The organism is Dyadobacter sp. 3J3 (genome assembly GCF_009801115.1).
GTDB lineage: Bacteria > Bacteroidota > Bacteroidia > Cytophagales > Spirosomataceae > Dyadobacter.
On the sequence record NZ_VTOL01000002.1, the window covers coordinates 280,611 to 302,045 of the forward strand.

The window sequence follows — 21,435 nt, forward strand, 5'->3', positions numbered from 1 at the left end:
AATCATGAAGGATATTCAATGGTCGCGCCGGTTTCCCGGTGCGATTTTTTTTCCCAGATACGCGTCCAGCCTTCCTGCATAAAACCGATTCCATATCCAAAAAGCTGTACAAAAGCGGCTAAAATTCCTAAAAACGCTACTTCTACACTTTTCGTTGAACGCAAGGCGTCAAAAAATAAAGCTAGAATTATCAGCAAAACGCCGGCGATACCCAGATAGAAAAAGGGTTTGAAAATCCAGAACCAAAATGGAATACTGATGATCCCAACCGTAAAAAGGAACGGAATTGTGTGAACAAGTTTTAATTCTTCCGGATAGAAACGGGCAATATTAATCCGTGCACGTCCAAAAAATTTCAATTGTCTGAAAAATTGGGCGAACTCGGTCCTTCTTTTGTGATAAATAAAAGCTTCAGGAATTAAGGCTGACCGAAATCCAAGGCGTAAGGCTCCAATACTGAATAAAATATCCTCTCCCATTCTGCTCGTCTGAAAACCTCCTGTTCGCTCATAAACAACACGTGAAAGCCCCATATTGAAACTACGTGGATGGAAAGTTCCGCCCATGTTATTCTTTTTACCACGAATTCCTCCTGTTGTGATAAAGGAAGTCATGGAATAACTTATTGCTTTCTGAATCGGCGAAAAAGAAGGGTGATCCGTATCCGGGCCACCGTATAAATCGACGTAATCCGAATTTAATTTTTGATCGACAATTGATAAATAATCCGGTTCAATCAGCGCATCGGAATCTAATAGAATAAAATAATCACCACTTGCTTTTTCAAAACCTGTATTCCTTGCAAAACCTTGACCGCCATTTTCTTTATAATAATAATGGATATCAAGTTTTTGTTGAAATGATTGAACGACGATATCTGATTTTATTTTTGACCCGTCTTCAACGATAATTACTTCAAAATTTCTAAAAGTCTGGGTAGTCAGACAAGTCAATAATTCCTGCAATTCATCAGGACGATTATACACAGGAATTATGACTGAATATTTACGCATGTTATCCAATTACTTCTTTTAGGGATTCTTCATTGGCTTCAATAATTCTATCAATATGGCTGTCTTCAAGCGCCGTTGATAAAAACATACTTTCAAACTGGGAAGGCCCCATGTATATTCCACGGTCAAGCATTGCATGGAAATATTTCCCAAACAGAGGCAGGTTTGAAGATTTCGCAGATGGAAAATCCGTAACAGCCTGATCTGTAAAAAACAAAGTATACATCGATCCAATACTGTTGATCGTGTAATTCAGTCCAAGTTTTTTCATTGAATTGGTAAAACCATTTACCAGTCTATGACCTGACAATTCCAGTTTGGTATACACTTCCGGATGCTCATTAAGATAATTCAACATCGTTAAACCCGCAGCCATCGCAATAGGATTTCCAGACAAAGTTCCAGCCTGATAAACCGGTCCCAAAGGAGAAACCCAGTTCATAATTTCCGCTTTCCCACCGTAAGCACCAACGGGCATACCGCCGCCAATTATTTTTCCAAGTGTCGTCAAATCCGGTTTAATACCAAATCTTTCCTGGGCACCACCTTTTGAAAGACGAAATCCTGTCATGACTTCATCAAAAATAAACACAATTCCTTCTTCATCGCAAATTTTGCGAAGTCCCTCCAGAAAACCTTCCGCTGGCAAAACGCAACCCATATTACCTACAACAGGTTCCAGGATCAAAGCAGCAATGTGGCCTTTATTAGCGTCAACCAGTTTCTTAACCGCTGCCAAATCATTGTAAGGAGCGGTCAGTGTATCATTCGCAACACCTTTTGTAACGCCCGGACTATCCGGAGTTCCAAAAGTTACAGCACCACTACCTGCTGCTATCAAAAAACTATCACCATGTCCGTGATAACAACCTTCAAACTTGATGATTTTATCCCGACCTGTAAAACCTCGCGCAACGCGAATGGCTGACATGGTAGCTTCCGTACCTGAATTTACCATGCGTACTTTTTCAATCGAAGGCACCATGGTAGTGATCAATTCTGCCATTTCCACCTCTCTTCTTGTGGGTGCGCCAAAAGAAAAAGAATGCTGAATCGCATCAGAAACTGCTTTTTGAATTAATTCATGCCCATGGCCCAAAATCATCGGTCCCCAGGAATTAATTAATTCTATGTACTCGTTGTCATCTTCATCATAAACATAAGGTCCTTTTGCTGATTTGATAAAAATCGGCGAACCCCCTACTGCACGAAATGCACGAACAGGTGAATTTACACCACCTGGAATAAAATGCTGCGCCTTCTCAAATAAGGCCTGACTTGTTGAAATATTCATATATGATTATCTGACTGGTACCCATTTGGTACCGCTGTATTTTAGTATGGGAGAAATCTCGTTTTCGCGCGATTTGGTAAAGTCAAAACCCGAAAGAAGGTAATCATCATCGTAGCGCCTCATTTCCAGGCCTTTTTTCAAACCATCTTTATATTTTGCCAACATTCTGCCAAAGAAAAGTAACTGATCATAACCTTGATAAGAGTATGCTGACGGAAATGTATTTGTTTGTGACCAGTAAGCCTTCTGAAACTCACGAACATTTTCCTTATCCCTGTCAACATGATCCGTTTCAATTAAATACAGCCTCGAGCCATATTTTCCAAGGCGGGATTGCTGCGCGTTAAAACTTGCCGATGTAGCAACAGTTGGCGTTGAAGTTAATTTTCTGTCATTCAAAACTTCCAATATGAGCGCACCTGAATTACCATCCGATGCAAAAAGAGCCACATGCGAAGGTTTGCTGGTTTCAAACGAGGAAACTTTATTTTGAATCCATTCACGCTCCGGAATTATTTTCAGCATTTGTATCACCTTTCCACCTTTGGATGTAAATTCATTTGCATAGGAAAATGCCATCATGGAATCCTTCGCGCTTCCTCCGTAATAAATGGCAGCGGACGGCCCCGGAGCAATCGATTTCATCCATTCGGCAGCTTTTTGGACCTGAAAAGGAATTGAGGGATGAGCCAAGAAAGTATTTTCTCCATGTTTTACAACATTAGCATCCGTTGAAAGAGGATTCAACATATAGAGATTTGTACCTGAAACATAATTGGCTGCTATCTCAAATGTGCTTGGATATAATGGACCAATCACAAGATCTGATTGCTGAAAATCAGTATTGGCAACAATCATTTTCATCGATTTTTCATCGTTGCTTACATCGTATGCCACTAGATTTACTTTAATTCCTTCCGTATCAAGCTGCTGTTTTGCCTGAACCAGGCCAAGATAATAATCATAAGCAAACTGATTCGTACGTTTTTTAGCACTACCAAATTCATCCAGACGAAAAGGAAGTAAAACCGCTACATTGAAAAACCCTTTCTCCCATTGATTTTCACGTTTCGGAATACTTTTTTCAGGCCCTGCCGTTTTTTCCGCTTTCTCTTTTCCACTTACTTTGAAACTGGCACTAAGCTGACTTGCCTGCATCAGATCCGTTTGTGTTGAAGATGGAGAACGTTCAATGGATTGGATTAAAGCAATAGCAATATCCCGATCTTCCGGATATTGTTTCTGAATGTCTCTAAGTTTCGCAAGATCCCGGATTTCACCAAAATAATGTTGTTTCAAACCCTGAACATCCTTGTTGTAGGACGATTCTTTAATTCGCTGTAAAAAACCAAGTCCTTCCTTATATTGCTCAGTTGCAAGATTGTCAGCACCTAATAAGTAATAGGCATCATTTATCTTATTCCAACCCGGATAGCGGCTTATAAGCTGAAGAAGCATTTGCTTGCTTTCTCTATACCTTTTCAGCTGAAATGCGGATAACGCATAGTAATAATGTGCATAAGGCGAATACGGCGCCTGGATGTTGGTTGTTGTTAAGGGAGCAAATTTTTCAATAGCTATACTATATCGACCTTGTTTCAAGTCCGATACGGCTGCTTTGTACTTATTTTCATTAAGTTCGGTAGTCTGGGCAAATAAAGAATTGCCAAAACCAGAACTGATCATTAGTATTAAAAGAATTAAAATTCTCATTGGTCTTTTTAGTCGTTGTTGAATTTGGTGGGTCAAATTACGAAAACCGTTTTAAGGGAAAAAGAAACGGGCAATGTTTCCGTCCGAAACATTGCCCTCTTTCCTTTTGTAAAAAAACTATATTACTTACGTTTCGTACGTTTTTCCAGGTCAGCTTGTTTCTTTTTTGCTTCATCAGCAGCTTGAAGAGACTTTGCAAGATATTTCTGGAACTTGGTTTCTTTCTTCTCTCCGTTCGCGTTTTTCTTGCGATTTTCTTCCAGAATATTTCTGATCTTATCTTCGTTTACAAACTTTTTGATCAACAACTGCTGACCGATTGTAACAACGTTGGAAACAAAATAATAGAATGTAAGACCTGCCGGGAACGAGTTCAGAACAAACATAAACATCAATGGCATGATATAGCTCAACATTTTCATGTTAACCGGCCCAGGCTGCGTTGGCGTGATCTGGTTGTTATAGTAAGCATATCCGATACTGGAAATCGTCATCATGATGGTAAACAAACTTACGTGGTTACCATAAAAAGGAAGCGAAACCGGAAGTTTTATAAATGAATCATAGGTCGACAAATCGCTTGCCCATAGGAAATGCTGCTGCCTCAACTCAATTAAATTCGGAAATAAAAAGAATAGTGAAAACAAGATCGGCATCGTTGCGAGGACTGGAATACAGCCACTCAGCGGACTCACGCCCACTTCCTGATACAATTTCATTTGATCCTGCTGTTGTTTTGCAGCATCATCAGGATTTTTCGCTTTAAGTTCTTCCAGCTCAGGCGCAAGCATTTTCATCTTCGCCATGCTGATGTAAGATTTGTAAGTAAGTGGCGTAAGCAACGTTTTTACAAATAATACAAGACAGATAATCAACAGACCGTAGTTTGAAATAAAACCTTCCAGGAAGTTAAACAAAGGAACCAGGAAGAATTTGTTGATCGGTTTAAGAAAAGCATATCCCAGATATACGTTCTGATCAAAGTTTTCAGCCTTAACAGTCTGCACGATATGGTAATCATTCGGACCAATGTAATACTGGAAATTTGCTTCGTTTTTCTGAACTGCCGACATCGGGATCGAAGCCGCAACGTTTGCCGTTTTCACGATCGTTGTATCATTAACATTTACTAATGTTTTTACATCAACATTGGTAAAAGGATGTTTTTCAGAAATTAAACCGGCAAGGAAATACTTGTGTTTGATCGTAAACCATTTTACAGGCTCTTCTGCTTTTGCTTCTTCGTTGGCAGTAGGGCTTTGCGAAAGACTGTGCAGACCGTCTGTATAATAATTGACCGTGATCGCCTTGCGGTTTTCATTCATGTCATTTTCAAGCTTCAGAAGATCATTTTTCCAGTCAAACTGAATTGATTTATCTCCTGCAACCAGACTGTTAGACTTAATGCCGTAGTCAATAACATAACCCGAACCGTGGACAACATAATTCTGCTCTACAAATTGCCCTTTACCCAAATCGGTACGGTAAGAAATAATAGCAGAATCTTTTGCAGCCAGAGTCTGGCCTTTTGATGTAGTTGAGAAAAACAGCTCAGCCAAATTCACATTACCCGCAGGGGTAGGAAATTCGATTTGAAATTTATTGTGGTTTTCAACAATAAGGTAAAGGGGTTTCTGGTCAAAAGTTTTGTATTTTTTCAACATCACTTCTTTCAAAATCCCACCCTTATTTGTAAAAACAATACGAGAATCCGTTGTTTCAATAACAAGATCCTGAGGGGCAATTTTTACGACTGAGGTATCACCAGCTGACGCAACGGACTGTGTAGAATCTGATGCCAACGCACCTTTAACCGTTACAGACTTTGCAGAGTCACTATTTACTTGGGCTATCGGCGCGGGTTCAACTGGTTTTGGAACCAGAAACTGATAACCTACCAGCATTAGCATTATTAGTACTAAGCCGATTATAAAATTTTTATCCATTATAAACTAAAAATTATTGAAGATATTGCCCCATCGGGAGGGCAAAGGTAATAAGTTTTTCCTGATTGACTTTCCCGATTACCGGATTAGATTAAATCAGGATATAACTGCCCGCTTTTCAAGTGAATAAGTAAGCGCAGCCTTAACGAAATTAACGAAAAGCGGATGCGGATTCATCACAGTACTTTTCAATTCAGGATGAAACTGTACACCAACATAAAAAGGATGTCCTGGCAATTCCACCATTTCCACCAGATTATTATCCGGATTGATACCCGTAGCCATCATACCTTTGTCTTCAAAAGCTTTCAGGTATTTGTTATTAAATTCGTAACGGTGACGGTGACGTTCTTTAATATTAAGCTTTCCATAAATACGGTTGGCAAGAGAATCTTTTTTCAAACGGCAAGGATATGCTCCAAGGCGCATCGTACCTCCTTTATTGGAAACATCTTTCTGATCTTCCATCAAATTGATAACAGGATGTTCCGTAGTTGCATCCATTTCTACGGAATGCGCGCCTTCTAGGCCGACTACGTTACGACCATACTCGATAACCGCCATTTGCATACCAAGACAAATTCCAAAGAAAGGAATTCCGTTTTCACGAACGTACTGAATCGCTTCAATTTTTCCATCAATACCTCTTTCACCAAAACCCGGAGCAACCAGAACACCGTCCAGGTCAGCCAGTTTTTCTACAACATTTTCCGGGGTAAGGCTTTCAGAATGAATCCATTCAATTGTCACTTTACATTCATTGGCAGAACCTGCGTGAATAAAAGATTCTACAATCGATTTGTAAGCATCGTGCAATTCAACGTATTTTCCAACAAGACCAATTTTAATGGCATCAATCGGGTTTTTCAGTCTCGATAAGAAAGTTTTCCATGCATCAAGATCAACATCTTTATCATTATATATGTCAAGCATATACAATGCACGCTGGTCAAGTCTTTCTTTTAGCATTAACAACGGCACAGCATAAATCGTATCTGCGTCCATTGCTTCAATCACAGAATTGACCTGAACGTTACAGAACAACGCAATTTTTTTACGAAGTTCAATAGGCAATGGATGTTCTGTACGGCAAACCAGAATATCAGGCTGAATACCCGATTCCTGCAACATTCTTACTGAATGTTGTGTAGGCTTGGTTTTCAATTCACCAGCCGAATTCAGGTAAGGAATAAGCGTTAAATGAATAATTAAGGTGTCATGGTGTTCAAGCTCAAACTTGATCTGACGAACAGCTTCTAAAAAAGGAAGTGATTCAATATCACCCACACAACCTCCAATTTCCGTGATAACAATATCATAATCACCAGTTTGCCCCAGCAACATCATATTTCTTTTCAACTCATCAGTGATGTGAGGAACAACCTGAACTGTTTTCCCAAGGAAATCTCCGCGTCTTTCTGCTGTGATAACGTTATGATAAACCCTTCCCGTAGTGACGTTATTTGCCTGAGAAGTACTGACATTTAAAAAACGTTCGTAATGACCTAAATCAAGATCCGTTTCAGCACCATCATCCGTTACATAGCATTCGCCATGCTCGTAAGGATTCATCGTACCCGGATCAATATTTATGTATGGATCGAATTTTTGGATTGTAACTGAAAGCCCTCTGGCTTGCAGCAATTTAGCAAGAGAAGATGCTATTATCCCTTTACCTAATGAAGATGTAACACCGCCCGTAACGAAAATGTACTTAGCGGTCTTTCGTGCTTTGGAAGCCATAAGACTTTGCTTTTTTTCTATGATTACGGGATACAAAAGTACAGCAAAAAAGGCAGATTTTCACCGTTTACCTCTTAAATATTTCTATTCATGGCTGTAACGGATTGGAAGTCTTTAAGATGAAGCATGAAAAAATTATTATTTGAACATTTCCATGAATTCGTTTTACTGCATTTATCATCTTGAAAATAAAACTTTTCCAATTTGAAACACTTTTTGAACGCGTCGAAGAACAAATAATTATGACTATTTTAGCATATCCTAAATCATCTTTTAACCATAATATAATCTATGAAAAAATTCATTTTACTTGTTTTCGGTCTTGTATCGATAACAAACCTTTACGGACAAACACAAGCCCCGGCTCCTATTCGTGTCATTGTTTTCGGAGCACATCCGGATGATTGTGATTTGGGAGCTGGCGGACTCGCTACCATGTATTCTGCGATGGGTCATAAAGTAAAGTTTGTATCGCTGACCAACGGCGACAAAGGACATCAGACCATGAGTGAGGGAAAATTATATTACCGAAGATTGAAAGAAGCCAAAGAAGCTGCAAAGCGTTTTGGAATAGAATATGAAGTGCTGCATAATAACGATGGAGAATTGTTTCCAACTTTGGAAAATCGCCTGGAAGTGATCAGGCAAATCAGAAAGTGGAATGCTGATATTGTCATAGCACCACGCACAAATGATTATCATCCCGACCATAGAAACACAGGGGTGATTGTTCAGGATGCTGCTTATCTGGTCATCGTTCCGAATATTGCCAGCGACGTACCAGCAATTAGAAAGAATCCGGTATTTCTATATTTCCGGGATCGTTTCCAAAAACCAAATCCTTTCCGGTCTGATATTGCCATTGATATTACTGCCGTTTTACCCAAAAAAGTAAATGGACTGGACGCGCACGTTTCACAGTTTTACGAATGGCTTCCATGGACAAATCAGGATCTTGAAAATGTTCCAAAGGATACATTAGAACGAAAAAAATGGCTTTTTGCTGCGATGGAGAAACGCTCAGCTGTAACGCCGGAAATTAAAGTTGCGCTGGACAAATGGTATGGAAAAGAAAAAGCTGATTTGGTAAGGCAGGCCGAAGTTTTTGAGATTTGTGAATATGGAAAACAGCCGACAACCGAAGAAATAAGAAAGTTATTTCCAATGCTTCCATAATAAACTGGCCTTACAGATGATGTTAACACCTGTAAGGCCAGTTTTTCTTATGATAAACGATCTTTGAAACTTTCGTATCCGAAAGATCTGATTAATCTAAAAGTCTCGTCCTTTTGCCATATACCAATGGAAGGAAGGTTAACGCCGTTAAATGTTGTTGTTTTTACCATGGTATAATGGATCATATCTTCAAAAATAATCTGATCCCCGATTTCTAACGGTTTGTCAAAAGAATAATCTCCGATAAAGTCCCCTGCAAGACAAGTCATCCCTCCCATTCGGTATGTCGGTTTCCCGGATTGGGCTTCCTGATATGCTCCACGGATAACTGGCTTGTAGGGCATTTCCAAAGTATCAGGCATGTGCGCCGCAAAGGAAGTATCCAGAATGGCCACATCAATTCCCTGACTATCCATAACATCTAGAACGGTCGTCACCAGTTCACCGGTTCGCCATGCAATCGCAGAACCGGGCTCAAGAATGACTTCTATGTTATATTTTTCGCGGATTTTCTGAACTAGATCTATTAGCTTTTCTGTGTCATAACCTTCTCTTGTCATCAAATGTCCTCCACCCATATTCAGCCATTTTGCCTGATGTAACAAATCTGCAAAACGCGTTTCAAGCGCTTCCAGCGTTCTTTCCAAGGTATAAGAATCGTTTTCACACAGGGAATGAAAATGAATTCCATCAATTCCTTCGGGCAAAGTATCCGGCAATTTGTCTCTCGTGACGCCCAAACGTGAACCCGGAACACACGGATTATACATATCCGTTTCCACTTCGGAATACTGCGGATTGACACGAATGCCGCAAGACAAAGCTTGCTCAGGATTTTTAATTTTAAAATCGAAAACCCTTTCCTTAAAACGTTCCCACTGACTGAAGGAATTGAAGGTAATGAAACTGCTGCGTTCCATGATTTCTGTGAATTCTCTGTCAAGATAAGCTGGCATGTAAGTATGCGCCGGGTATCCCATGAAATCGTTGATCAGCTTTACTTCATTTAATGAGCTGGCCGTGGCACCGCTTAAATATTCTTTTACGATCGGAAAAGCACTGTACATTGAAAAACCTTTAAGGGCAAGAATAATCTTGCAGCCCGCAGATTTCTGGACGTGATCTATTAATTGAAGATTCTTTCTAAGTAATTCCTCCTCTAAAATAAAACAGGGAGACGGGATATTTGTGTAATCGATTGGCATTTTTATAGACAAATGAGCGATGAATCAATGAGCTGAAAGCAATGTTTATTTACATTTGCGTACAAAAGTAAAAGATTGGTTTGCGAAAATTGCATTTTACGTTTTTCATTTCAAATTAATAATATAGAACTATGTCCTTCCTTGTGCTTGATATTGAAATGACCGGGCCGGAGCCAGGTTGGAATGAAATTATCCAAATCGGAGCGGAATTCTTTGATGATCAGTGGCGTTCGCTCGGGACTTACCTTCAAAATGTATACCCAGAAAACGAAGAAGCCTTTACCGCAAAATCAGAAGAAGTGCACGGTCTTTCCATAGACGACCTGGAAGATGCTCCGATGATATTTGATGTAATTCCGGAATTTGAAAAATGGATCAAAAAACTAAACTCCGGCAAACCAAACCTTTCAAACGTTATCATTTGCGGCCAAAGTGTTGTGTACGATATTAATTTTCTACGTTTCGCCTATCGGAAGGAAAAAATAAACTGGTCTTTTTCCAACAAACAAATTGACCTGCACACGGTTTCCTACTTATTTTTCAAAATTCTGGAAAAGAACGGGCAATCCGTTCCGCGTTCGTTAAGCCTTGGATCTGTTTCCGGTTATTTTGGTTTTGAAAGAGAAGACGAAACGCATAATGCACTGGAAGATGCCCAGTTAACAGCGCGTTGTTTTAAAGAATTCTTCAAACTGATTGATAAGGTAAAACTGGTATGATCGATTACAACCCCAAAGAATGGTTTCGGTATATATTCTATTTTCAAAAAGCGGATACGGTCAGAAAATTGATGCCCTTGATATTAACCATCATGGTATACACGACTGTCATTTCCTACTTAATCCTTAAAGTATGGCGCATTGGCGAAAATACGGATCTGAAAAACATTTCCCTGATGCATTCTTTGCTTGGTTTTGTGATTTCCATGTTACTGGTTTTCAGAACTAATACGGCTTATGACCGGTGGTGGGAAGGTAGAAGACAATGGGGCGCGCTGATGAACTGCAGCCGAAATCTGGCTTTGAAAATAAATTCACTGGTTGATCAAGATAATGCGGAAGCAAGGGAATTTTTCCGGATCATGATTCCCAATTATGCTTTTGCATTTAAAAATCATTTAAGAGGCCATTTCCTTTCCGAAAGTTTTACTGAGACCTCTACATTCAAACTTTCCGATTTGCATTTGGAAGACCATATTCCAAATCAAATCGCAGCTGCTTTGTTTAGTAAATCAGTTGAACTGCAACGAAAAGGCCTTATCCTGCCGGAACATCTTATCTTATTAAATGTCGAATTAGAAACTTTCACAAATGTGTGTGGGGCTTGTGAGCGTATTAAAAACACGCCAATTCCATTATCTTACAGTTCGTTTATCAAAAAATTTATTTTTATCTATTGTATCACGCTGCCAATTGGCTACGTTTTCAGCCTCCATTTTCTAGTAATTCCGTTTGTCATGTTTGTGTTTTATATCCTGGCAAGTTTAGAGGTTATTGCAGAAGAAATTGAAGATCCCTTTGGAGAAGATGCTAATGATTTACCAATTGACAGGATTTGTGCAGGAATTCAGCTCTCGGCAAATGCGCTGTTGAAGTAATTTTAATGTAATGTTAATGCAATTTTAATCTTAATTATTAGAAAGTGATTAAAATTTATGTTAATTAAATATTTTTTACCCGAATAATATTTCGCGATTATTCGGGTAATTTTTATTTTTTTCTGCAAATACATATTATTTTGAAACACATTATTAACTGCTTTACATCTTTCTCAAAATTTTTGCACTATTTTAATACGCAATTTTCGATTTTCATCAAAAATGACCATTTTCAAGTGATTTAGAAGTGTATAAAATTTGATGTTTCTTGCGATTGATCCTAAGGGGTTGTTGTTCATTAATCCAATAAACATCCTATATCATGAGAAAGTCAATCTTAATATCCGCTGCAATAATTATATCAGGTTTCGTTTCCGGCGTGGCCAAGGCGCAATCCACCCTTGTTGATCCGGGAATGTCAACGCACAATTACAAACACCCGAATAAGGCTGCAAAGGCCAAAGCTTTAAAAAATGACGGAATTGTAGTTTCCAATATCAATACAATCGAATCTTACAGCAAACAGCAAAACTCACGTTATGTGAGCACGACGCCTAAGTATGCCCCGAGAGCGACACCTTTGGTTGTAACAAGGACTTATAAAAAAGAGGCTGTGGATATAAATCCGCTTATGTCACCAAGAAATTATAAAACGCCCAATGTAGCGGAACGAAGCAGCTCTCAGGATGTTGCAAACCTAAAAAGTAAAAGTGACACCTTAGGTTACTTAAATGTGGACTAAAATACTTCAAACTAAAAACTGAAAAGCTGGTGCTTATAGCGCCGGCTTTTTTTATGCCTTTTTCATTTCAGGAGCACTTTTGAGAAAAATCGTTCATGAAAATATAAAATTCTTCAATTAGTACAATAACTGCTTTTTATTATTATTGAAATAATACAAATTAATGGAATGTTATTTGAGCAGATAATGTTTTTATATCAACCAGAGGCAATCCTATTTTTAAGCCCGGTCAATTTAAGACTATAAAGAAATTAACAAATTCTGTGAAATGTTATATTTTTTCTATTCAATAACATTTTGGAAAATCACAGAGCAACTCTAATACCTATGTCATATTCAATTTTAGCACCCTCGCAGTCAAAAAAATATCTTCGGATGGCCGTTGCTGCATTTTTCTTTGTTCAGGGATTAAGTTTCGCTGCATGGGCTAGCCGAATTCCGGATATCAAAAATATGCTGCATCTGACAGAAGGCGGTTTGGGAACAGTACTGCTTGCCTTGCCACTTGGACTTATGGCAAGTTTACCAATTTCCGGATGGATGGTTACTAAGTACGGAAGCAAAAAAATGGTTCTTATCGGAGCTATTCTTTATGCAATCACCTTAACCTTTATCGGTTTTGCAACCAGGACAGAACAACTTGTTATCGTACTTTTCTCTTTCGGGCTCTGGGGAAATCTCTGTAACATCGCAGTAAATACACAGGCGGTTGCTGTAGAGCAGGTTTATGGCAAATCGATCATGGCTTCATTTCACGGACTGTGGAGCATGGCTGGGTTTTTAAGTGCGATGATTGGTACTTTCTTTATTTCAATAAATGTTCCTCCACAAATACATTTCATGGTTATCGCAGTTGTAGCTTTTGCAATCATATTCACTGCCTACAAACACACAATGCCTGACAGCGAAAAAAATGAAGGTGAAGCGCAACCTATGTTTGTAAAACCTGATCGTGATCTTTTAATGCTTGGTCTGATCGGATTTTGTGCGATGGTTTGTGAAGGAGCTATGTTTGACTGGTCGGGTGTTTATTTCATGGAAGTAGTGAAAGTTCCGGCAGCTATGAAAACGATGGGGTATGTTGCCTTTATGGGAACTATGACAGGCGGCCGTTTCGCAGGCGACTGGTTGGCAAATAAAATCGGAAGAAAGAAAATGCTTCAAATCAGTGGATTACTAATGGCAGGTGGTATGGGAATTGCAGTTTTATTCCCTTATATGGCAAGCGCAACTTTCGGTTTATTACTTGTAGGTTTTGGTGTTTCATCCGTTGTTCCGCTTGTATATAGCGCAGCAGGAAGATCAACCACCATGTCGGCTGGAATGGCTTTGGCAGCTGTTTCTTCAATTAGTTTCATTGGTTTCCTAATCGGACCTCCGTTAATCGGGATTGTAGCTCAGATGGCTGATCTTCGTTACTCATTTGCAGTAGTAGCTGTTTTAGCATTCTGTACAACACTTTTATCTTCCAAAGCGAAACTGATCCAATAATTTGGCTCAAACACGTTTCAATATAGATTGGTACATTTTTATTAGCCAGGATTATGACTTAGTCATCCTGGCTTTTTTTATTTTCCAATGATGAGAATTTAATCGAAGACTTTGAAAAATTCATAAAACCACTTTTAAATTTCTTGATAGACAAATAAAACCCAATTAATGAAATAGAATTTTTTTGATAAGTACCAGTGTATGCCATTAGATAAAAAGTATTGTTATTTGTATGATCTTAATCTAATTTCGATTAAATTGATCTTACGAAACCTCCTTTTTGGCCTCTATGATATATAATTTTTACTTTAAAGTAATTCTTTTCTTAATAGTATCAGTCGTCACATACTGCATTACTGAATCCTATTTAAAACCGAAAACAATTGCAACAAAAGATTCTGGATTTTATGTTTTTGGTCTCCTTATTTTGACCTTTTTTATCCGCTTTTTTTATATGGAAGAAGCGGAGTCCAATATCGATACAAGCACCTGGCTAAGTGGAATGCATACAGTAAATCACTACTCCGCCTGGCTCTGGACATTGTTGAATTACACCGATTCCCGCCCTTTGACAGTTCTACCCCTTATTCTGTCTCTAAACTCGGCCTCAATGTGGGCTATGTTGTTTCTGAATGCGTCGGGCTCATTTTTTGGCTGGCAACAACATTTTTTCTATATAAGATTTTTGACCTTTTCCTTTCAAAACAAACCACACTTGTTCTGATATGGGGTTTTTGCTTACTTATAGGCACCACTTTTGTATCCGATTACACCGCCTACAATTCGGAGCAGTTAAGCGTTTTGATGCTAACAGCATCTACCTATGTTTACTTTTCTTATTGTTATGGTCAATGGAAAAACAGGTATGGAATACTGATATTTGGTCTCGTAATGGGAAGTCTGGTTTACGTAAAATTCCAAAACGTTCCCATGGGGATTTTTCTTTCCGTTGCTCTTTTAATTGAATTACTAATTCACAAGCGATGGAAAAGTATTGTAATTCTTATTGCCGGTGGATTTCTTCCAACAGTTCTGATCAACTTGTATTACTTTTCAAAAGGAAGTCTTATGATCTTTTGGAACAATTACTTCTGGAATTATTTCTACTACTCATACACAACCCAATTCTCTGATATTCCAATTAGCGACCGTTTCAACCTGGTAAGGATTTTCAGGTTTATCTATTTTTACGATGATTCGAAATGGTATTTTTTAGTTGTGACAATTATCGTCGCCATTGGTGTGATTGCTAATGTTACCAAGCGACTTCCCACTTCTGCACAACAGAAAAAAATCTTCTTTTTCTCTTTGCTTTACACTGCTGTCTGTCTGTATGCCATTTTACAGTCAGGGAATTCTTTTGGACATTATAAATTGTATTTATGGATACCGGTTAATCTTTTTACAGGTATCATAATTTCAATGTCGCCTGTAATTGTCCAAAAATATTGCCTGATTTGCTTTCTAATAAGTAGTACCGTTATAGCTGGCAAAAATTTATTTTTGAAAGAAAAAAATCTTGTCGCCATTCATTCAAATCTGGATCAAAAAATAATCGCCAGTATTACAAAAAATTCGAGATCAGATGAACCTGTGGTGGTATGGGGCTGGCGGGATCAATTGTACGTCAGGGCCCAAAGACCCATGGGATACCGCGATGCGCACAGTTTTCATTTTGCCTTAAAATCAAGATTAATCCCTTACTGGACAACCGATTTCTTAAACGATCTCAGAAACAACAAACCATCGGTTTTTGTTGATGTCACCAGACCGGACGATTATTCTACGTTTGCCAAAATCCTTGCTCCGCACAACCGTATTCCTCAAATCAAGAGCTATATCGATTCATACTATTCTCTGATCGAAAACATCGAAGGAGTGCGGATTTACAAACGGAAGCCTTGATATTTCAAGCTAAGAAAATACGAAAAGAGCTAACCGGATTTCAGTTAGCTCTTTTCATTTCATCCAAAAAACTGCTTAACGTAATTCCGACTGGTAAGAATTGCACTTTGAACGTCTTCGATATTTCCCTCATATGCTTTGTCTTCAACTTCGATAACAACAGGTCCACGATAACGAACATCTGTAAGTGCGGCAAAAAATCCCCGCCAGTTTACATCACCTAGTCCAGGCAATTTTGGAGAATGATATTCCAGCGGATTGGCCATAATCCCAACTTTATCAAGTTTGTCTTTGTAAAGTTTTGCATCTTTTAAATGTACATGATGCAAACGATCCTTGTACGCATAAATCGGTTTTATTTCATCCATCATTTGCCAGATCATATGCGAAGGATCGTAATTAAGACCAAATATAGGGCTTGGAATTCTTTCAAACATTATATCCCAAACAGCAGGACTTATCGCAAGATTTTTACCTCCAGGCCACTCATCGTCCGTAAAAAACATCGGGCAGTTTTCAATAGCGAGTTTTACATTATTTTCCTCAGCAACTTTCACAATTGCGGGCCATACATCCGCAAAAGTTTTAAGATTTTCTTTGATACTTTTGGAAGGATCACGCCCAATAAAAGTTGTAACGACCGGAATATTTAATTTGGCAGCCCCGCGAATAACCTGTTTGATATGTTCAAGATAAAACTCGGATTTAACCGGATCCGGATCCATCGGATTTGGATAATAACCTAACGCAGAAATAAACACCTGAGCTTCTTTTAACGCATAATGTATTTCGGCAACTTTTTGATCTGTCAATGAATTTACATCAATATGAGTAACTCCGGCATAACGCCGGTTATCAGCATTTCCAGCTGGCCAGCACATCATTTCAATACAGGAAAAGCCATGATTACCGGCAAACTTAACTACATGGTCAAAACCAAAATCACCTAATATGGCACTATTAAAACCTAATTTAAGCATAACAAAAGGGATTAGAATATTTAATCATCTGTCGTGAAAACAAAAAATGTTCAGGACATTTTCAAATGTGAAAGTAAGGATATCCTTTCAAATCACATGAAATACCGACACATTCCCGGCAAATACCGCAAAGGTTTTTAGTAAACCTCCGGTTTCGTAAATTTCAGCAAAAGCCATGTTGCAAAAACTTCCGGAACAGGAATTTGTTCGGGTCCATCGTTCTATTATCGTACCATTTAGCCGGATTGAAAATGTCCGGCATAAAATGATCAATCTGGCAGGTGAAGAAATACCTATCGGATCAAGTTATGAAGAATCTTTTGGCAAATGGTTCAAGAGTTGAATCGGTCAAATCGTATTTATTCTATTGGCTAAAAATCCTTTAAGCGGTCCGTTATTTCGGATATCCTAAAAATTCATCACGTAAAAAATTCAGTCATCAATCCCCGCTACCATTTGTAACTATCCTGCATGTATAAATCACATGAATTTTAGTAATATTGACATAAGAAAGCAGTAAAACAGCGAATAATCGACATTACGGCTTATCTTTTTTGGACTCAAATTTAAACTATTAGTAAAAACATGGCAGATTCTGAACCTGGTATCGGTAAGAAGATACTGAGCTTTTTTATCAACGAAAGTACAGAGCCTACACAAGTTTCTCCGGCGCCGGCTTCGCCAGCCGGTGAACCCGCAACCAACGTGGCCCCTGCGAACGCAAATGTTGTGACGTCAGAACAATCAACCCCTTCTCCTACGGTAAAAAATGCAGCCGGAACGGCAGAAGTTGACCGGAAATTTGTACAGCATTTTGTGGAATTGCTTGAAAAAGCAAATCTGCCCGGCCCAGATTATTTTGAATATAAACAGGCGCTGAGAAGTATGGAAGGTTTGGGACTTGGAGAAGAAAAACAGTTTCAGGCTGCCTGGGCAAGTTTCAAAGCCATGGGAGGAGTTACCGACAATGCTATTCTAAAAACTTCGGCAGATCAATATCTTTCTGTTCTGGGAAAAGACCGTGAATCATTCCTGAAAGATGTCGAACGTGCTGTCAAAGAAAGAGTTGGCTCTTTGAATGATGAATTAAAAAAACTGGAAGATAATAATAATGCTTATATTCAGGAGATTGCAAATCTTCAAAAAAAGATAGACGATAATAAAAACCGTTTGGGACAAATTTCGGGTGAGATCTCCGAACAAAGTGCCAAAATAAACGCAAACAAAGATAGCTTTGAGATAACATACCAAAGTTTTGTTTCGCAAATAAATTCAGATCTCAGCAAAATCAATCAATACATAAAATAAGGACCTTCAACCATGGCATCACCAGACTTTACTCAAATCGGCGGCTCGCAGGAAGATGCTTCCAAGCGATCATATTGGAGCAAGCCGGAGGGAATTACTTCTTTGCTTTTTCTAGGAGCAGCAGGCGCTGCGGTATTATATTACTGGAACAAGGTGGCTGCTTTTCTAATCGAAGTAACCCAGAATACATTGTATCTTGGTTTCTTACTTGCCCTGCTGGCAGTCGTAGTTTTTCTATTTACAAGTAAGGATGTTCGCACCGCAGTCTTCTTTCTGTTTAAAACACTGATGCGCAACATCACGGGTCTGATCATCAAACTGGATCCGATTGCGATCATGAAAATCTACATTGATGATCTGAAAGAAAAACGTGAAAAAATGCAGGGACAGATCAATATCCTGGCCGGACAACTGGTAAAACTAAACAGGAAAATCACTGAAAATAATGAAGAAATAAAGCAAAAATTTGCAGAAGCAAACAAAGCAAGCCAAATGACGGATCGTCCCGGTATGAAGGAAACGGCTTCTCTGGCAACAATCGAAGGAGCCGGTTTGCAGGAAATGAACGAAAAACTGTTTCCGTTGCAGCGTAATATGAAAACCATTCTTGAATTCATGGAAAAAGTGAATAAAAGCGCGGATTATATTATCAAAGAAACGGAAATCAAAGTAAAACTTAAGGAAGCCGAGTACAGAATTGTCAAAGAAAGCTCCAATGCGCTTCGCACTGCGGTAAGTATTTTCAAAGGAAATCCTGATAAAAAATTCTACTTTGACGAATCAATGGAATATATTCAGGACGACATGAGCCTGAAACTTGGTGAAATGAAACGAGCAATGGATCTTTCAATGGACTTTATCAACGGCGTGGATGTTCAAAACGGATTGTTATCAGATAAAGGGCAGGCGATGCTTGAAGCTTATAACAAAGGAGATTTTAAGTTGATACAACTTGATTCGCCGAATCAACCTTCTCGTTCCATTAATCCGCCTAAAGATTCCAGTTATCGTGGGTTACTGGATTAACATTTTATTAAAATTACATTTATCAATTTACCTTTTAACATACAATGAAAAGACTAACTGTTGCCGGAAGATTATTAATTACCGCACTCGTTATCGCGGCCATCTTCGTGGGCTATAAATATTTTGGAGGTCAGCAAGCACTGGAAAAAGTAGCAAAAGATCAAAAAAGTCAGGTTGATACGACTTCCGCTCCGGAAGAAGGTAGCGAAACGAGTGACAAAGCGACAAATGATAACCCAGCATCGGACATCCCTGACAAGTCCTTTGCCTATACCGCTCCGGAACCTGTTGACGGAAAACTGAAAGGTGTGGTTGAACTTGGAGCGAGTGGGTTCAACTCATTCATTATCAAAGTTGATAGCGAAAAACGGTGGAAACTGGAAAAATCCGAATTCGGAAATAGCCTTGTAACCGAAAATATGGCAACGGATGAAGATGTTCGTATCGGTTTGAAAAAATATATTGGAACGATGCTGGACTATGGCGTTGGTAAAAAAGATATTCACTTCGTCGTAAGTTCCGGTGCTGCAAAAGCTGAGGTGACAAACAAAATTACAGCTGCATTAAAATCTCTTGGTTATGTGGTAAACCAGGTTACTCCGGAACAAGAAGGTCAGTTGGGACTGAAATCTGTATTGCCTGCGGGTTATGCGAATAAGGCTTTTGTGGTGGATATTGGCTCTGGAAATACAAAAATTTCATGGATAGCAGGAAGTGGTATTAAGGCGCTTGAATCTTATGGCGCAAAGTATTTTCAAGATGGTACGGACGATAAAAAAGTTTATGATGAAGTGGGTGCAAAATCGAAACAAATCCCTTCCGATTTGCGCAAAACAGCATTTATTATCGGCGGGGTTCCTTTTGAAATGGCTAAGGAAGTACGAAAAGGCAAAGAACGTTATACAGTGTTGAGCGCACCGTCAGACTATACAAAATTGACTAATGCGAAGTCAAAAGCGGGGGTAAATATCTACAAAGCCGTAGCAGACGCGACAGGTTGTGAAGAATTTGTTTTCGACTGGGACGCTAACTTTACTATTGGCTTTCTTTTGACATTGTAATAAAAACTGACCTAAGGGAAAAATAAGGGCGATAATCCTCCCTATTTTTCCCTTCTTACTTTAACAAAATGACGCTTCACGATCTTTTCAATAATGTTTCTTCCAATTACTGGCCAGTAGCACTTTATTTCATTTTACTTCCGGGCATTGCTTGGGTTGTCGGACAAGTAGCAACCGGAAGTCGTGATGTTAAATTTTGGGGACTAATTTATTCGATTCTCGTGTATGCAGTTTGCGTTCCCGGAATTTTTGCCGTCACATTAAATATTTATCTTTTCCTGTTTGAACGTCAAAGCGTTTGGCAGGCTAATATCGTTTTACAGTTTTTGCCTATCATTTCAATGGCCATAACATTAATGATCATCAAGCAAAAAATTCCATTCTCCCTCATTCCAGGTTTTGGAAAACTATCCGGATTTCTAACCCTTATTGCGGCGTTGATTGGAGTCATGTGGTTCTTTGACCGCCTTCATCTGGTAGCGTTTACCTATGTTCCTTTTGCCTATATCGTTGTTGGTTTTGTCGGAACTTTACTGCTCATCAGATTTGCGTGGAGCAAAATGTTTTGAGTGCCAACTTATACATACAAATCTCGGTAACTGACGAGCAAAAGAAATATGCCCGCCAATTGGTTGAATTTTCACTCCGCCATCATAAAATTGCAAATGTCTGGGACAACCAGAATGAGCGATTCTCCCAAACCCGCATCATGCGGTACACAGGGAGTTTGGGAGAAATTGTTTTTGCAGATACTTATCACCTTCCCAGACCTGTCAAATCTTTCGGTGCAGCAGACGGCCAGGATTGGGGACAAGATTTCCTGATCCACTCTGACCAATATACTTTTTCACTGGATATCAAATCCATGAGAAGACGAACGGGAAATCTTTCCGCGGATTACGTCCTTAACATTCCGGCGTTTCAGCTACATAAAGCACGTTCAAAAACCTCGCATTATTTCTGTATTTCATTTCACCAAACAGAAAGCGAAGGCACTGTTGCCTCTCTTTTAGGTTTTATTGACAAACATGCTTTGCTTAATGGTGAAGTCGGAACCTTAATTACAAAAGGCACCGATAGGATCCGCTTTGATCAAAGCACTTTCACATTTCAAGCAGATACGTATGAAATTTTGTTAAAGGATATTGAATCTCCCGTGCTTACGGATACCATAAGAGGCCTGAAAGGCTTTCGCGTATGCCATTTGAGATAATCAAAATATATGTATATTTGAC

At 39.0% G+C, this 21,435-nt stretch carries 19 protein-coding genes; 12 read left to right on the forward strand and 7 right to left on the reverse strand.

The window, feature by feature from the left end:
- Nucleotides 1-2: 2 nt before the first annotated feature.
- From FZF08_RS04975 to FZF08_RS04995, 5 genes are all read right to left on the reverse strand, one after another.
- Complete coding sequence (locus FZF08_RS04975) at nucleotides 3-1,013, reverse strand: glycosyltransferase family 2 protein (RefSeq protein WP_159467538.1); 1,011 nt, start codon at nucleotides 1,011-1,013, stop codon at nucleotides 3-5.
- Nucleotide 1,014: 1 nt separating this feature from the next.
- Nucleotides 1,015-2,307 (reverse strand): glutamate-1-semialdehyde 2,1-aminomutase, encoded by a 1,293-nt coding sequence (gene hemL / locus FZF08_RS04980; protein WP_159467539.1) that lies wholly within the window; start codon nucleotides 2,305-2,307, stop codon nucleotides 1,015-1,017.
- Nucleotides 2,308-2,313: 6 nt separating this feature from the next.
- Nucleotides 2,314-4,020, reverse strand: a complete 1,707-nt coding sequence (locus FZF08_RS04985) for an ABC transporter substrate-binding protein (RefSeq protein ID WP_159467540.1) — start codon at nucleotides 4,018-4,020, stop codon at nucleotides 2,314-2,316.
- 122 nt (nucleotides 4,021-4,142) lie between these two features.
- On the reverse strand, nucleotides 4,143-5,966 hold the full coding sequence (gene yidC / locus FZF08_RS04990) for a membrane protein insertase YidC (protein ID WP_159467541.1): 1,824 nt from the start codon (nucleotides 5,964-5,966) through the stop codon (nucleotides 4,143-4,145).
- 96 nt (nucleotides 5,967-6,062) lie between these two features.
- Nucleotides 6,063-7,709: a CTP synthase gene (locus FZF08_RS04995; protein ID WP_159467542.1), complete on the reverse strand. Its 1,647-nt coding sequence runs from the start codon at nucleotides 7,707-7,709 to the stop codon at nucleotides 6,063-6,065.
- Between the two features lie 291 nt (nucleotides 7,710-8,000).
- Between FZF08_RS04995 and FZF08_RS05000 the strand changes: the two genes are divergently transcribed.
- A complete protein-coding gene (locus FZF08_RS05000) occupies nucleotides 8,001-8,885 on the forward strand; it encodes a PIG-L deacetylase family protein (RefSeq protein WP_159467543.1) in 885 nt (294 codons plus the stop codon).
- Nucleotides 8,886-8,932: 47 nt separating this feature from the next.
- On the opposite strand, the gene nspC is transcribed toward FZF08_RS05000, so the two are convergent.
- Nucleotides 8,933-10,090, reverse strand: coding sequence for a carboxynorspermidine decarboxylase (gene nspC / locus FZF08_RS05005; protein WP_159467544.1), 1,158 nt, complete (start codon nucleotides 10,088-10,090; stop codon nucleotides 8,933-8,935).
- 131 nt (nucleotides 10,091-10,221) lie between these two features.
- Between nspC and FZF08_RS05010 the strand changes: the two genes are divergently transcribed.
- The 5 genes from FZF08_RS05010 (at nucleotide 10,222) to FZF08_RS05030 (ending at nucleotide 15,825) form a co-directional block, all read left to right on the forward strand.
- Nucleotides 10,222-10,809, forward strand: a complete 588-nt coding sequence (locus FZF08_RS05010) for a 3'-5' exonuclease (RefSeq protein ID WP_159467545.1) — start codon at nucleotides 10,222-10,224, stop codon at nucleotides 10,807-10,809.
- A complete protein-coding gene (locus tag FZF08_RS05015; protein WP_159467546.1) occupies nucleotides 10,806-11,687 on the forward strand; it encodes a bestrophin family protein in 882 nt (293 codons plus the stop codon). The genes FZF08_RS05010 and FZF08_RS05015 overlap by 4 nt, the downstream gene beginning before the upstream one ends.
- A 322-nt stretch (nucleotides 11,688-12,009) precedes the next feature.
- The gene (locus FZF08_RS05020) at nucleotides 12,010-12,429 is read left to right on the forward strand and encodes a hypothetical protein (protein ID WP_159467547.1); all 420 of its coding nucleotides are present in this window, start codon (nucleotides 12,010-12,012) and stop codon (nucleotides 12,427-12,429) included.
- 327 nt (nucleotides 12,430-12,756) lie between these two features.
- Complete coding sequence (locus FZF08_RS05025) at nucleotides 12,757-13,920, forward strand: MFS transporter (protein WP_159467548.1); 1,164 nt, start codon at nucleotides 12,757-12,759, stop codon at nucleotides 13,918-13,920.
- Nucleotides 13,921-14,532: 612 nt separating this feature from the next.
- Nucleotides 14,533-15,825: a hypothetical protein gene (locus FZF08_RS05030; protein ID WP_159467549.1), complete on the forward strand. Its 1,293-nt coding sequence runs from the start codon at nucleotides 14,533-14,535 to the stop codon at nucleotides 15,823-15,825.
- 59 nt (nucleotides 15,826-15,884) lie between these two features.
- Here the strand turns inward: FZF08_RS05030 and FZF08_RS05035 are convergent, their stop codons facing one another.
- Nucleotides 15,885-16,805, reverse strand: coding sequence for a sugar phosphate isomerase/epimerase (locus FZF08_RS05035; protein WP_159467550.1), 921 nt, complete (start codon nucleotides 16,803-16,805; stop codon nucleotides 15,885-15,887).
- Nucleotides 16,806-16,980: 175 nt separating this feature from the next.
- On the opposite strand from FZF08_RS05035, the gene FZF08_RS05040 reads away from it, so the two are divergent.
- The 6 genes from FZF08_RS05040 (at nucleotide 16,981) to FZF08_RS05065 (ending at nucleotide 21,413) form a co-directional block, all read left to right on the forward strand.
- Nucleotides 16,981-17,148: a LytTR family transcriptional regulator DNA-binding domain-containing protein gene (locus FZF08_RS05040; protein ID WP_159467551.1), complete on the forward strand. Its 168-nt coding sequence runs from the start codon at nucleotides 16,981-16,983 to the stop codon at nucleotides 17,146-17,148.
- Nucleotides 17,149-17,390: 242 nt separating this feature from the next.
- Nucleotides 17,391-18,113 carry a hypothetical protein gene (locus FZF08_RS05045; RefSeq protein ID WP_159467552.1) on the forward strand — a complete coding sequence of 241 codons (723 nt, stop codon included), beginning with the start codon at nucleotides 17,391-17,393 and terminating at the stop codon, nucleotides 18,111-18,113.
- Nucleotides 18,114-18,125: 12 nt separating this feature from the next.
- Complete coding sequence (locus tag FZF08_RS05050; protein ID WP_159467553.1) at nucleotides 18,126-19,139, forward strand: hypothetical protein; 1,014 nt, start codon at nucleotides 18,126-18,128, stop codon at nucleotides 19,137-19,139.
- A gap of 44 nt (nucleotides 19,140-19,183) precedes the next feature.
- Nucleotides 19,184-20,200 (forward strand): hypothetical protein, encoded by a 1,017-nt coding sequence (locus FZF08_RS05055; protein WP_159467554.1) that lies wholly within the window; start codon nucleotides 19,184-19,186, stop codon nucleotides 20,198-20,200.
- 68 nt (nucleotides 20,201-20,268) lie between these two features.
- Entirely contained in the window at nucleotides 20,269-20,769 is a 501-nt protein-coding gene (locus FZF08_RS05060) for a hypothetical protein (RefSeq protein ID WP_159467555.1), read from the forward strand.
- Nucleotides 20,766-21,413, forward strand: a complete 648-nt coding sequence (locus tag FZF08_RS05065) for a hypothetical protein (RefSeq protein WP_229216418.1) — start codon at nucleotides 20,766-20,768, stop codon at nucleotides 21,411-21,413. The genes FZF08_RS05060 and FZF08_RS05065 overlap by 4 nt, the downstream gene beginning before the upstream one ends.
- Nucleotides 21,414-21,435: the final 22 nt, after the last annotated feature.